The sequence below is a fragment of the Chlamydia pecorum E58 genome (genome assembly GCF_000204135.1).
Lineage (GTDB): Bacteria > Chlamydiota > Chlamydiia > Chlamydiales > Chlamydiaceae > Chlamydia > Chlamydia pecorum.
On the sequence record NC_015408.1, the window covers coordinates 281,779 to 295,322 of the forward strand.

Genomic DNA, 13,544 nt, shown 5'->3' on the forward strand with positions numbered 1-13,544 from the left:
TATGTTTCAACAAAGGCAACAAATATCTGTACGTCCCCTCCCCTTACTGCGGATGCAGCAGGGGTTACATATGCTACAAGCACCGATTGCCGAACTCTCTTCGTATGTAATTCAAGAACTTATCGATAATCCTTTCTTTGATCTCTCTTCTTTGGAAGAAGAAGAGAGATCACAATACAGCTCTTCCTTTGCAGATCTAGAATCCTCGCCTTCACAACCTGAATCCCTGATCTCCCATATTCTCTCTCAAATTCATCAAGCATTCCATACCCAAGAAGATATCCGCATTGCCTACCACATCGCGGGGAACCTTTCTGACGAAGGGCTATTTTTAGAACCTGTAGATCTTCTTGCTGAGCAACTTCACGTCTCCGAAAATCGCATCTATACTGTTTGGGGAAACATGCAAAAATTCCACCCCCCAGGAATCTGCTCCCCCTCATTAAGAAGCTACTGGCTCATGAGATTACAGGATACCCCTCACCAAAAAGCCTACCAAATCATCAGCCAATGTTATTCCGCACTAACGGAATGCAATTTTCCCGTTATTATGAAACGGTTTGGCATAACTTTTAAAGAGCTACGAGAAATACTAAAACAAGCCTTGGGGAGTATCCCTTGGTGCCCTGCTGCAGGATATCACGCATCCTCTCATCTCCCCTCTCCTCCTCCTCCTGATATATATGTCACGTATTCTCAAGGCTGGGAAATCAGAGTTAACTCCAGAGGTCTTCCTGCCATTAAGCTCAACACGCAGGCTATTCAACTGTACGACGACCTCCCTAAAGAAGACAAAAAGCTCCTTACCCAGCAAATCTTGTCTGCAAAATGGCTCATCAAAAATCTTATGAAACGCGAGCACACATTATTTTCCCTTGTACAAAAACTTTTGCCTTACCAAGAGGAGTTTCTCCTAGGAAGAGTCTCTTCTCCACGCCCACTTACGATTAAAAAGATAGCAGAGGAGCTTGAATGTCATGAAACAACAATTTTCCGGGCTGTGCAAAATAAGAGCCTAGCTTCCCCTATTGGGATCCTTCCCTTAAAGCTCCTCTTTCCACGTGCTGTGGTGACCGAAGAGTCTCCCCTATCCAAAGAAACTATTTTGCACTGGATCCGCCAATGGATCGCAACAGAAACCTCTCCTCTTTCCGATCAGAGCCTTAGTGAAAAAATTGCAGAAAAAGGAATCCCCTGTGCGAGAAGAACCGTGGCGAAATACCGCTCTCAATTGAAAATCCCTCCTGCGCATAAACGCAAAATCCTGCAGATGTAAAGCAGCTTTACATTACACAAAATAGGAAAGGTAGATTTGTCTCCAGCGGATATTATCGAGCTTTCGTTTTTTGGCGTAATGCTCTAAGACCGGAATGGGTTGCGTAGCAAACATTTTGATTTCTCTATCTGTTAAGCGCAACATAATCCATAAAGGGGGAACTCCTAACATTTTTCTGATTTTATTTTTGGCACGATGGAAATAACTTTGGACAATACACAGACGAGCAGAAAAATATAGCGGCGTAGAAAGCATCACAGCACATCCTAATAAAGGCTGCCACAAAGAAAGGCCCAAACCCATAACAACAAACAACAAAAAGCAATAGCTTTCTCCAGGAGTTCGAAATAGAGGCCCCCAAAATCTTCGCCATCCCCAAGAAGAGGTTTGATACGCAAGGACCTCTTCAAATATAGGCTCGTAAAACTTCATTCTTACAGCATGTACAGCCTCATGAGCAAGAATTTCATCTCGAGAATACATAAGCCATCGCGAGGTTTTATATAAGGGCTTGCGTAGTTGAATCGTGACGCGATTATTTTGGATCCATGTACACCCCGCCTCCCATACATCTAAGCCTTCATTTGTATATAATACTTTAAGATGCGTAGGGGAAATATCAAAGAGCTCTTGCAAACGCGGGGGGAAATATGTCGAGGTGTCTAGCTGCTCTTCTAAAATATCTGCTACACGCGAAAAAAACGAATATTTCTCTTCCTGAGGGCCAGCAATCATACCTTGTTTATTGAGCTCTATGATATCCTCATTCACATCTACGGAGGGTAAGGTGAATTCTAGTTTTCCCATAAATGTTTCTCTTCAAATGAAGTTCTACACAAGCAGTACGTTTTTCCTTGTTAAAGTACTCGCAAATCATTCACAAGAAAAAATAAAAAAGCTTAAAAAACTCATGCCTAAGCTTTTTAATGTCTTATTATTCCCTTGAAAAGAATTCTCATCATACTCAATAACCATAGGGGCATGTGAGTATTTTTTTGGAAGCCTCGCCTGAAAACATGGCGCTGTACACATTTAATTCTAATTTGCTCAGAAATTTTTAGCTCTATCATAAAAATAGGATAAAATCCGGCATCTTTTTCATGATTTCATCCTGCCAAACTTATTGGGTTTAATTTTTTAATAGAAGCATATAAATCTCTCACACTAGCGAAAGCTTGCATTAAATAATATTTGTTTGCATGAGAAAAACTTTTAGATATTAGCGTTAAAATTCATAAAAAGGAGTCGCGTCGTCTCTCCGAAATAAAAAATCGAAGTGTCACGCCAAATACAATTCATGAAGAAGTCCTTAATCATTGTGGAATCTCCTGCAAAAATCAAAACCCTAAAAAAATTTTTGGGTGGGAATTTTGTTTTTGCATCATCCATAGGACATGTTGTTGATCTTCCCGCAAAAGAATTTGGCATTGATGTAGACCATGATTTCGAGCCTTTATATCAAGTGCTTCCTGAAAAACAAGAGGTCATTCGCCAAATCCAAAAACTTGCGGAACAATGTGATAAAGTCTACCTTTCCCCAGACCCAGATAGAGAGGGAGAAGCAATTGCCTGGCACATTGCTAATCAGCTCCCTGCACATCTTTCTGTACAAAGAGTGTCTTTTAATGCGATTACAAAAAGAGCCGTAACAGAGGCTTTAAAGCACCCTAGAGAAATTGATATGGCGCTTGTGAATGCCCAGCAAGCCCGAAGGTTATTAGATCGCATTGTGGGCTACAAAATCTCCCCTATTCTTAGCCGCAAGTTACAACAACGCTCAGGGATCTCTGCCGGTAGAGTCCAATCTGTTGCTCTTAAGCTTGTTGTGGACCGAGAAAAAGCCATAGAAGCTTTTGTTCCTACGGAATATTGGAACATTCAAGTTCTTCTCCAAGATCCTAAAACCAAGAAAAGCTTTTGGGCGCATCTCTACTCTGTAGAGGGGAAAAAATTAGAAAAAGAGCTCCCTAAAGAAAAAACAGAAAATGATGTGCTCTTGATTAACTCTAAGGAAAGAGCACAAAAATACGCGGATCTTCTAGAGTCTGCTTCCTATAAAGTAGTCCGCATAGAAGCTAAAGAAAAACGCCGCCATGCTCTTCCTCCTTTTATTACCTCCACGCTACAGCAAGAAGCTAGCAGGCATTTTCGTTTTTCTGCATCGAGAACGATGTCGATAGCGCAGACGCTATATGAAGGCATTGACATCAATGAAGACACTGTAGGGTTAATTACATATATGCGTACGGATTCTGTGCGTGTTGATCCTGAAGCCCTCCATAGCGTAAGAAGCTATATTCACACTGCCTTTGGTTCAGAATATTTACCAGAAAAAGCTAATGTATATTCTACGAAGAAAATGACGCAAGATGCTCACGAAGCGATCCGCCCTACGGATATCCATCTCTCTCCAGAGAGTCTTGCAGGTAAGCTTTCAGAAGATCAACATAAACTGTACAGCTTGATTTGGAAGCGCTTTGTCGCTTCACAAATGGCTCCAGCCATTTATGATACTCTGGCAGTACAGATCTCTACAGATGTCCATATAGATTTACGTGCCTCAGGGTCCTTATTAAAGTTTAAAGGTTTCCTGGTAGTCTATGAAGAGAAAAGCGATGATGAGAATGATCAAGAGGATCTCCATCCTCTTCCTCCTTTACATGCTCAAGACCTCTTAAATAAAGAACGCGTTTCTGCAGAGCAAGCATTTACTCGTCCTCTTCCTAGGTTCACGGAAGCATCCTTAGTGAAAGAACTGGAGAAATCTGGGATTGGCCGCCCTTCTACGTATGCGACGATTATGAATAAAATCCAAAGTCGCGAATATACAACAAAGGAAAACCAACGCCTCCGCCCTACAGAATTAGGAAAAATTATTTCTCAATTTTTAGAAACTAACTTCCCTAGAATTATGGATATTGGTTTCACAGCTCTTATGGAAGATGAGCTGGAGCTCATTGCAGATAATAAGAAATCTTGGAAGCTGCTTCTTAAAGAGTTCTGGGAGCAATTTCTCCCTGTAGTCACTACAGCAGAAAAAGAAGCTGTAATTCCAAGAATCACCACAGATATTGAGTGCCCCAAATGTCATCAAGGTAAATTAATAAAGATCTGGTCGAAAAACGGCTACTTTTATGGATGTTCTGCCTATCCTGATTGCGATCACCGCACCTCAGAGGAAGAGCTCTCCTTTAAAAAGGAAGATTATGCTGCAGACACCCCCTGGGACAGCCCCTGTCCTATTTGTCAAAGTCCTATGAAAGTCCGCCATGGCCGCTATGGAAGCTTCTTAGGTTGTGAAAACTATCCAACATGTCGGGGGACTATTACCTTGCGCAAACATGGAGAAGAAGCAGAGCAAGAGGATCCCGTTCCCTGTCCTGCCCTGGGGTGCTCTGGGAAGCTCCTTAAAAAGCGCTCTCGTTATAACAAGAATTTTTATTCCTGTTCTGAGTATCCTCACTGTAGCGTGATTGGGAACTCCATAGATGCAGTACTAACGAAATATACAGGCACCCCTAAAACTCCCTATGAAAAAAAGCCTTCTAAGAAAGAGGCAAAGAAATCCACAAAAACAATAAAAAAAGCCCCTGCTGTTAAAAAGGCCTCCGCCTCCACAAAAAACTCCCCTCTGCTTGTGCCTTCTCCGGCTCTAGCTAGCATGATCGGAGACGCCCCCCTTTCTAGAGGAGAGGCAACAAAGAAAGTCTGGGAATATATCAAAGCTCACAATCTCCAATCCCCAGAAAACAAAAAGTTACTGCTTCCGGATGAGAAGTTTTCAGCAATCATTGGAAACGCCCCCATCGATATGTTTGCGCTTCCTAAGCTTTTAAGTGCGCATCTAAAAAAGAAAGAGGGCTAGGCGGGATCTTCTTCTTCGTAAGCTTCTATAAGTTGATACACTTCATGATATGAAGACGCCCTTGCTAAAGATGCGCGAAGAAAGCGCACTTTAGAAGCACAGATAAGGTAGTGTCCACAAAGCTTGCGCGTTTCTGATAAAAACTTTGCTTCACTTTGGTAATACTCTTCAACCCATTGTAAATGCTGAACAAAAGCTTGTTTGCGCATAGTAAATGGTACAGGTTGGTAACTTCCTGTGGTAAGATATTCCTCTATTTGCTTTCCAATCCATGGAGCTCCCATTGTCCCCCGTGCTACTAAAAGCCCATCGCACCCTGTCGCGAACATCTCTTTTGCCGCCTCTGGAGAAAAAATATCGCCATTGCCAAACACAGGGAAAGCCTCTCCGGCTACAACTTTGGCTCTCGCGATATATTCTCGATTGCTTGGACCGTGGTATCCTTGCGCTCGGGTTCTTCCGTGGACAAAAACTGCACTCGCTCCTGCCTCCCGAAGGATCTTAACAATTTCTTCCACATTAATATGCTCCGAGTCCCAGCCAGAACGAATCTTTACCGTGACGGGGACAGAAACTGTATTGACAATTTTTTCTACAAGGACTCCTATCAAAGAAGGGGTTTTCAACAACCCAGAGCCACTGCCGTCTTTTGTAATTTTATCCGTAGGGCATCCACAGTTTAAATCTATCAGATCAAAACCCAAATCTTCTAAAATCTTCGCCCCCTCTCCAACAATCTCAGGATTGCTACAGCACAACTGTCCCCCAATGGGACGCATTTCCTCAGAATACTCTAAAAGCTTCATTGTCCTTTGGGGAGAATAAAGAAGCCCCTCTACCTTCACCATTTCACAAAACATTAGCGCAGGAGCATAAAGAGCCGACATTCTCCTATAGGGATAATCAGAAAAGCCCGCTAAAGGAGCATAAACTACAGGAGACTTAAGTAGCAGATCCCTTATATATACTGGAGAAGCCATGGAGACTGAAAAATATTAAGAATAATAAAACGTAGAGTTCTTAATACAACAAATGGCACAGCCTCTAAGCAAAAAAGTGCTATCATTGGACTAATATCAATAAATCCGATTCTAGGGATAAACCTTCTAAAAAGACGCAAATAGGGATCCACACACGAAAAAATACACCGATACCACGAAGTATACTGCCAATCCGAAACCCAAGATGCTAGAATATATACCAAAATTAAGAAACTATAAACATTAATTGCTGTTCTTAAAAAATAAGATAGCATTAGATCTTACACTTTTATTTTAATTAAAATGTCTTTTTCTTGAAAAACACACATTTATTTACTAAAATGGTCTCCTTTATCCTTAAGAAGTTCCCGCTATGGAGACTATCAAACTACCGATATACCACATTGGAGTGGCTAAAGATGCGAATAATACTATTAAAATAGCAATTCTCCAAAAAACATGCAAAGAATGGATTGTTTGTCATTGTCAGAGGGTTCTAGAAACAGAAAAAGCTATAATTCCTAAAAAATACTTTACTTCTCCAGTCTCTTTTTCGTTGCGGAGTTCTGATGTTCTCGTCAAAAGCTCGTGCTCTACACTTAAAAACAAAAAAAATATTTTAAAACTAGCTTTGGCTAATTTTGGTATGAGCTCTGCGCTTCCTCGGGAGTCTTTGGTAATTTCTCCCAAGCTTACAAAGCTCTCACAGGGGGAAACGGCAACAACTCTATGGATTACACAAAAAACCACAATTCATGAGGAGCTGCTTTCTCTAGAAAAGGCTCATCTTTTCCCTAACACGCTATCATGTCATTCTGCAGATATATTTTATCTTGCTGAATGTTCTTGTTTAAAGGAGCTTTCTCTCTATTTTCTCGTGTATGCTCATAAACAGGAAACATTATGTTTATTTGTGAAAAATCGAGCAGTGTTATCATCTAGAGCGTTTTCTCACAGCTCTTCACAAAAAATCTGCGACGATATCCTAGCAACTTTGAACTACGTGAAAGAAGCCTTTCCGGAAGCTTCCCCTACCGCTGTGCATCTTTCTCAAGTTTCTGAAGAGCTTGCTTCTCTACTTGCTCAGAAGCTCGATCTTCCCCTGTCTCCCTGTGGGATTATTCCCTCTCACCTACAACCCCACTGGGAAGAATATGGTGATGCATTAGCTTCTGCTTTACATAGCACATCCAGCAAAGCGATGCGGTTTCCCTATGATCCCACGCATGCCTCTTCAGGGTCCCAAAAACATTGGCTAAAGCGTACCTCCGTGGTGATTGGCAAGATGGCAGCATTGTCTATGCTTATTGTCTCCCTTGCCTCTACAGTCAAGCTCAAATCTATAGCGAATCACACGCAGAAACAGTATCTCTTATCCTGCCCTGGAGAACCTGCCCTCCCCAGATCTTTACATGCAGCCGAAGAGCACCTTCGCGCTATAAAAGAGGCTTCTTCTCAAGCTTACGCCCTGCAGCCTACTATTCCTACGAGCGAGGAAACTTTAAAGTTTCTTGCTGCCTTGGGAAGAAATTTCCCTACGCTGAAATTCTCTCACTTTACTTATAAACTGACAAATTTTCCCTCAGAACAAAATCCCTCGCACCCTTATACAGCGGAAGTTTTACTTAAAGGCCAGGGTTCTTCAGAAGAGATCTCTGCGTTTCTAAAAAAAATTACCAAACACCCTAATCTCCAACAAGTTTCTGAGATACAAAAAAACTCTCAAACTTTTGAAGTGCGGTTTAATTTAATCTCTCAGGAGGCCTCATGAAAAGAACATGGTTATCCTCCCTATTATTCATTGCTTTATCCTTTCTTGGAGCTCTTCCTACACTAATGGTGTTCTCATACCACTCTCGCAAAGCCTCACGTTGGGAAGCTCTCAACTCTCAAATTCTTAAGTTAAAAACGGCCCGAGATCATCAACAACGCATTCTCAGACGCAATGCTCTATTAACTAAAAACCGGAGCAACATCGATCCTGAGCGTCTTGCTGCGGCTAGTGAAAAGATCGTTTTCTTACAAAAAGAAACTAAAAGGCTACAATCCCTTCCCAAACATTCTCTTCTTGCCCAGAGCAAGGAAGTTTGGGCAAGAAAACACGCTCTTTCAAAAGCTCCCCACCTGCAATGGAACCATAAAAAGGTTCACCAGGATCTAGTTTTTCTAAACTTTTCTCAAGCTATAGAAGCTGACACTGAAGATATCAAAGCGATTTTCCATCTCCTCGACTCCCAAAACAATCCCGAAGCGCCCCTAGCATTTTTTACCTATTGGGAAATGACAAGACATACCACACCATTAAACAATGAGGTGTGGTTAATACAAGCTGAGGCAATAAGCAGATGGATATGAAAAAACCTTTTTGTGCATTTTTATTATTCGTTGTTCTCGGAGTCCCTTGTAGAGGTGCTGGGGTATATGAAAAGCTCACCCTCACAGGCATCAACATCATAGATAGAAACGGCCTTTCTGAAACGATCTGCTCTAAAGACAAGCTGAAGAAGTACATGAAAATGGATTTTCTAGCGCCGCAACCCTATCAAAAGGTCATGAGAATCTATAAAAACACCCATGGAGATCAGGTTTCATGTTTGACCACCTACCATGCAAATGGGCAGCTCAGGCAGTACTTAGAATGTCTGAATAACCGAGCCTATGGGAGGTACAGAGAATGGCACGCAAACGGAAAGATCAAAATCCAAGCACAGGTTCTCGGAGGCATCGCAGATTTACACCCTTCAGCAGAGTCTAGTTGGTTATTTGATGGGACAGCCTATGCTTATAATGATGAGGGCAAGCTAGAAGCCACGATTAACTACGAGAAAGGGGTTTTGGAAGGACTCTCATATTACTACCATCCTAACCAGCACGTTTGGAAGCAACAAGCTTATCGCAAAGGCCTTGCTCATGGAGAGTTTCTTACTTTTTCCTCAACAGGGGTTTTAATAAAAAAGCAGCTTTACAACAATGGGAAAAAACATGGTTTAGCCAGATATTATGAAGAGAAGTCTGGAGAGGAACTTGCTCTTGAAGAGTACGATAACGACCTCTTGATTGAAGGTACGTACATGCATCCCAAAACCAAGGAGATTTTCTCTACAATTTCTGAAGGAGAAGGCCTTCAAGCAATTTATGGAAAATATGCCATTGTAAAAACCATGACAATTTCTCAAGGTAAGCCCTATGGGAAAGTCACCGTGTATAACAATTCTGGGAAGAATGTTATACAAACCTATACTCTCATGCATGGGCAAAAAGAGGGAGAAGAGCTCTTCTTTTATCCCGATTCAGGGAAGGCAAAGCTTTCTTTAAATTGGCATGAGGGTATGTTGCAGGGAACAGTAAAAACCTGGTACCCCCAGGGCTCTGTAGAGAGCTGCAAAGAGCTTATAAATAATAAGAAATCTGGACTGTTGACGATATATTATCCCGAAGGGCAAGTGATGGTCACAGAAGAGTATGATAATGGCCTTTTAATTAAAGGAGAGTATTTCCGTCCTGAAGATCGCCTCCCCTATACGAAGATAGAAAAAGGCTGCGGAACCGCGACCTTCTTTACCCCTTCCGGAACGGTGACGAAGAAAATCTCCTACCAAGATGGGAAACCCTTGTTGCATTAGCAAAATTTAAGCTAAGGATGGATCCTAAAAAAGAAAAAAGTCTCCTACGCAAAGCGTTTTCCCAGTTGCGTCAGCACCTACCTCCGGAGCGCAAAATACAGGCCGCAGAAAACGTAGCTTTTTTCGTCCAACAGCTTCCTAAAAATAGCGTTGTCATGTCTTTTTTTTCTTTCGGCTCAGAAATCGATATGACCTTGGCAAATCAAATTCTCCTGGAAAACGACTCCCTAGCATTCCCTAAAGTTCTTGGAGACCAACTTTTCCCTGTACGCATCCCCTCTATGCAGGCGTTAAAGACTCTCTCGCACCCTAAAGACCTTTCTCATCAGAATTTTGCTATAATATCCCCTACCCTTATCACCCATGTTCTTGTTCCTGGCCTCATTTTTGATAATGAACACTACCGTCTTGGCTATGGCGGAGGGTTTTATGACCGCTGGCTTTCTTTACATAGCCACCTTATTTCCATAGGGGTTGGATACCTCGAGCAATATCTTCCCAAACTGCCTCGAGAGCGCCATGATGTTCCCCTATCACAATTACATCTTTGCTAATGTCAAAAACCTCTTTCCCCAAATAGAATTCAGGAGACAATTGTCAATAACCCCCTACCCATGTATGATGACGGTGTCACGCAAATGGATACCCCATGATTTCTATTTCCTACCTACACATGCTTACTTCTGACTTTTCCCTGCGCACTTCGATGTCTCCTTACCTAAATCCATTGCTGCTTTTACTAAATAGCTTCCATCAACCAATACATAATAAACACCTCTCTGTCCGTAAACAGAGTCTCCTTAAGCTTTCTCTCTTAAAAAAGACTCTTCTATTTACGGGCTGCTTAGGAATATGAAAAAAGGAATCTTCTTATGAATTTACCCGATCGGAAAAAAGCTTTAGAAGCCGCGATTGCATATATAGAAAAGCAATTTGGCTCAGGATCTGTTATGAGCCTGGGGAAGCACTCCGCAACTCATGAAATCTCTGTGATAAAAACTGGAGCGTTATCTTTAGATTTAGCTTTAGGCATCGGAGGGGTCCCCAAAGGACGCATTGTGGAGATCTTCGGCCCAGAGTCTTCAGGGAAAACCACATTAGCGACCCACATCGTTGCAAATGCCCAGAAAAAAGGCGGAATAGCAGCTTATATCGATGCAGAACATGCTTTAGATCCTAGCTATGCAGCACTTATTGGCGTAAATGTTGACGACCTCATGATCTCCCAGCCAGATTGTGGAGAAGATGCCCTTAGCATTGCGGAATTGCTCGCACGCTCAGGAGCTGTGGATGTTCTCGTTATAGACTCTGTCGCAGCTCTGGTTCCTAAAAGTGAGCTAGAAGGTGACATTGGAGATGTCCATGTAGGCCTACAAGCGCGGATGATGTCCCAAGCGTTAAGAAAACTCACCTCAACCTTAGCGCGTAGTCAAACGTGTGCGATCTTTATCAACCAGATCCGTGAAAAAATTGGCGTAAGCTTTGGTAATCCTGAAACCACAACCGGAGGACGGGCATTGAAGTTTTATTCCTCCATACGTTTAGATATCCGCCGTATAGGCTCTATAAAAAGTAATGATAGCTCAGATATCGGAAATCGTATCAAAGTAAAGGTTGCTAAAAACAAACTCGCCCCTCCATTCAAAGTTGCTGAATTTGACATTCTCTTTAATGAGGGAATTTCTTCTGCTGGCTGTATCTTAGATCTTGCTGTAGAGCGCAATATCATTGAGAAGAAAGGCTCCTGGTTCAATTATCAAGATAAGAAATTAGGACAAGGAAGAGAATTTGTCCGCGAAGAGCTCAAAAAAAATCCCAAGCTCTTTGCTGAACTTGAAAAACGCTTAACAGAAGAAAGCCCAAAAGCTCCTACAGAATCCCTCGAAGACTCTGCATCTCAGACAGCCGCAATGGCATAATTCATAAAAGCAAAAAGGTTTTTCTTACGATGAGAAAAACCTTTTATCCTAGCTCAAAAATATATTGCTATTTTGTTTTAAGATTTTTTGCTTTGCCAGAAGTGGTTTTTTCCTCTTCTAGTAAGTCTAAGAAGGCTCTGAGTTGTTTCGAGCGGATAGGATGACGCATTTTTCTTAAAGCCTTAGCCTCAATCTGACGAATACGCTCACGAGTAACATTAAAGGCTGAGCCAACCTCTTCGAGAGTTTTTGGTTTGCCATCCAAAAGACCAAACCGATGAATTAAAACAAAACGCTCTCGATCAGTCAGAGTTTTCAAGACCTCTTTCATTTTGTCTTTTAGCATGGAATAGCCCGTAGCTTCCGCAGGAGATTCCACAGCAGTATCTTCAAGGAAATCCCCAAAAGCGCTCTCACCTCCTTCACCAACCTCTGCCTGCAAAGAAATCGGATGCTGCGCAATTTTATAAATTTCCCGAACACGATCTGGAGTTAACCCTAACTCCTCAGCAAGCTCCTCTGGAGACGGCTCCTTCCCTGTTTCCATCATGAGCTTTTTCGCACCACGCAATACCTTATTGATTGTTTCTATCATATGTACAGGGATACGAATCGTTCGCGCTTGATCTGCAATTGCCCGCGTTACAGCCTGACGAATCCACCACGTGGCATATGTCGAGAACTTATATCCCCGACGATACTCAAACTTTTCCACAGCCTTCATTAAACCCATATTCCCTTCTTGAATCAGGTCTAAAAAAGATAACCCACGGTTTGTATATTTCTTAGCTATAGAAATCACTAGCCGCAAATTAGACTCTACCATTTCCTTCTTAGCTTCTTGACTCTTGTCCATCCAACGCTGCAACATCCGGACATCTTTCTTAAACTCTTCAAGAGTCCTTCCCGCAGCGACCTCACGCTTATGCAGCTTGCGCTTTGCTGCCGCAAGCTTTGCTGCCGCAAATTTATTTCGTTCAGCACGAATTTTTAAATCATTAATTTGCTGCTCTAGCTGTAAAAAAGAATCATATGCTTTAAAGACAACCTCACCGAAATCTTCAGTGACATTGTGACGACAATGGAAACAACGAAGATACGCCTGCGTACGAATACGACACTTTTCTAAATCCTCGTTCAATTTAGCAATTTCTTGTTTAGATAAATTCGGCTGCTTTAAAGATAAAAGTAAGGTCTCTAAATATAAATCTTCTTCTTTAAGTAAACCGATCAATTTAGGCAGTAATTTAAGAAAATGCGCTTTATCTTCGACTTCCTTTTCAGAAATAATCTTATCAAAACGTTCTTTCCCAGTAATTAAATAATGCGCTATAGAAATCGCTTCTTTTGTGGAATAACGAAAACGTAAGATTATCCGTTCTATTTGTACCTGAGCTTTCTCTATCCTTTTAGAAATCTCTACTTCCTCTTCTCTAGTAAGAAGAGGAACTGTCCCCATTTCCTTCAGGTACATCCGCACAGGGTCGTCTGGGGTGCCCTCTGTACGCTTGGCAAGGCCTTCTAGCTCTTTAACCTCTTTTTTTCTTTCCTTTTGCCTCTCTACATCAATTTGATTCAGGATTTGGATATCCATTCCAGCTAAGAATATCAATACCTGATCAATTTGCTCTGGAGAATCAAAAGACATAGGAAGAATTTCATTAATTTCTTCATATGTGATGAAGCCCTGCTCCTTAGCGAGAGAAACAAGCTCTTCTAGCTTTTTTTGTGCCTCTTCTTCCGAAGAAGCGTCCATTGCTGGGCTATCTTGTGTATTCATGCGTGACATACTATTTGTGACAAAAATATAAAAGAGGTCCTAGCCTTGGAGAAAAGTTTAGCCAAAGAAAAATAGGAAATCTAGGTTTTTTACTAAGTAGT

At 41.8% G+C, this 13,544-nt stretch carries 11 protein-coding genes; 7 read left to right on the forward strand and 4 right to left on the reverse strand.

Annotated elements, in window-relative coordinates:
* Nucleotide 1 precedes the first annotated feature (1 nt).
* On the forward strand, nucleotides 2–1,276 hold the full coding sequence (rpoN, locus tag G5S_RS01230) for an RNA polymerase factor sigma-54 (protein ID WP_013712360.1): 1,275 nt from the start codon (nucleotides 2–4) through the stop codon (nucleotides 1,274–1,276).
* Nucleotides 1,277–1,288: 12 nt separating this feature from the next.
* Here rpoN and G5S_RS01235 read toward each other — a convergent pair whose 3' ends face one another.
* The gene (locus G5S_RS01235; protein WP_013712361.1) at nucleotides 1,289–2,083 is read right to left on the reverse strand and encodes a hypothetical protein; all 795 of its coding nucleotides are present in this window, start codon (nucleotides 2,081–2,083) and stop codon (nucleotides 1,289–1,291) included.
* Between the two features lie 490 nt (nucleotides 2,084–2,573).
* On the opposite strand from G5S_RS01235, the gene topA reads away from it, so the two are divergent.
* Entirely contained in the window at nucleotides 2,574–5,141 is a 2,568-nt protein-coding gene (gene topA, locus G5S_RS01240) for a type I DNA topoisomerase (RefSeq protein ID WP_021757590.1), read from the forward strand.
* On the opposite strand, the gene dusB is transcribed toward topA, so the two are convergent.
* Together dusB and G5S_RS01250 are read right to left on the reverse strand one after the other, a co-directional pair.
* Nucleotides 5,138–6,121, reverse strand: a complete 984-nt coding sequence (gene dusB, locus G5S_RS01245) for a tRNA dihydrouridine synthase DusB (RefSeq protein WP_013712364.1) — start codon at nucleotides 6,119–6,121, stop codon at nucleotides 5,138–5,140. The two genes, topA and dusB, sit on opposite strands and share 4 nt — an antisense overlap.
* Nucleotides 6,100–6,396, reverse strand: a complete 297-nt coding sequence (locus G5S_RS01250) for a YggT family protein (RefSeq protein ID WP_021756985.1) — start codon at nucleotides 6,394–6,396, stop codon at nucleotides 6,100–6,102. The genes dusB and G5S_RS01250 overlap by 22 nt, the downstream gene beginning before the upstream one ends.
* Nucleotides 6,397–6,494: 98 nt before the next feature.
* On the opposite strand from G5S_RS01250, the gene G5S_RS01255 reads away from it, so the two are divergent.
* The 5 genes from G5S_RS01255 to recA all read left to right on the forward strand — a co-directional run bounded on the left by G5S_RS01255 (nucleotide 6,495) and on the right by recA (nucleotide 11,663).
* A complete protein-coding gene (locus G5S_RS01255) occupies nucleotides 6,495–7,892 on the forward strand; it encodes a hypothetical protein (RefSeq protein WP_013712365.1) in 1,398 nt (465 codons plus the stop codon).
* Nucleotides 7,889–8,476, forward strand: coding sequence for a hypothetical protein (locus tag G5S_RS01260; protein WP_013712366.1), 588 nt, complete (start codon nucleotides 7,889–7,891; stop codon nucleotides 8,474–8,476). The genes G5S_RS01255 and G5S_RS01260 overlap by 4 nt, the downstream gene beginning before the upstream one ends.
* Nucleotides 8,467–9,744, forward strand: a complete 1,278-nt coding sequence (locus tag G5S_RS01265) for a toxin-antitoxin system YwqK family antitoxin (RefSeq protein ID WP_041467002.1) — start codon at nucleotides 8,467–8,469, stop codon at nucleotides 9,742–9,744. The genes G5S_RS01260 and G5S_RS01265 overlap by 10 nt, the downstream gene beginning before the upstream one ends.
* Nucleotides 9,745–9,761: 17 nt before the next feature.
* The gene (locus tag G5S_RS01270) at nucleotides 9,762–10,298 is read left to right on the forward strand and encodes a 5-formyltetrahydrofolate cyclo-ligase (protein WP_013712368.1); all 537 of its coding nucleotides are present in this window, start codon (nucleotides 9,762–9,764) and stop codon (nucleotides 10,296–10,298) included.
* 318 nt (nucleotides 10,299–10,616) lie between these two features.
* The gene (gene recA, locus G5S_RS01280) at nucleotides 10,617–11,663 is read left to right on the forward strand and encodes a recombinase RecA (protein WP_013712370.1); all 1,047 of its coding nucleotides are present in this window, start codon (nucleotides 10,617–10,619) and stop codon (nucleotides 11,661–11,663) included.
* 67 nt (nucleotides 11,664–11,730) lie between these two features.
* Here recA and G5S_RS01285 read toward each other — a convergent pair whose 3' ends face one another.
* The gene (locus G5S_RS01285) at nucleotides 11,731–13,452 is read right to left on the reverse strand and encodes an RNA polymerase sigma factor (protein WP_021756989.1); all 1,722 of its coding nucleotides are present in this window, start codon (nucleotides 13,450–13,452) and stop codon (nucleotides 11,731–11,733) included.
* Between the last annotated feature and the right edge of the window lie 92 nt (nucleotides 13,453–13,544).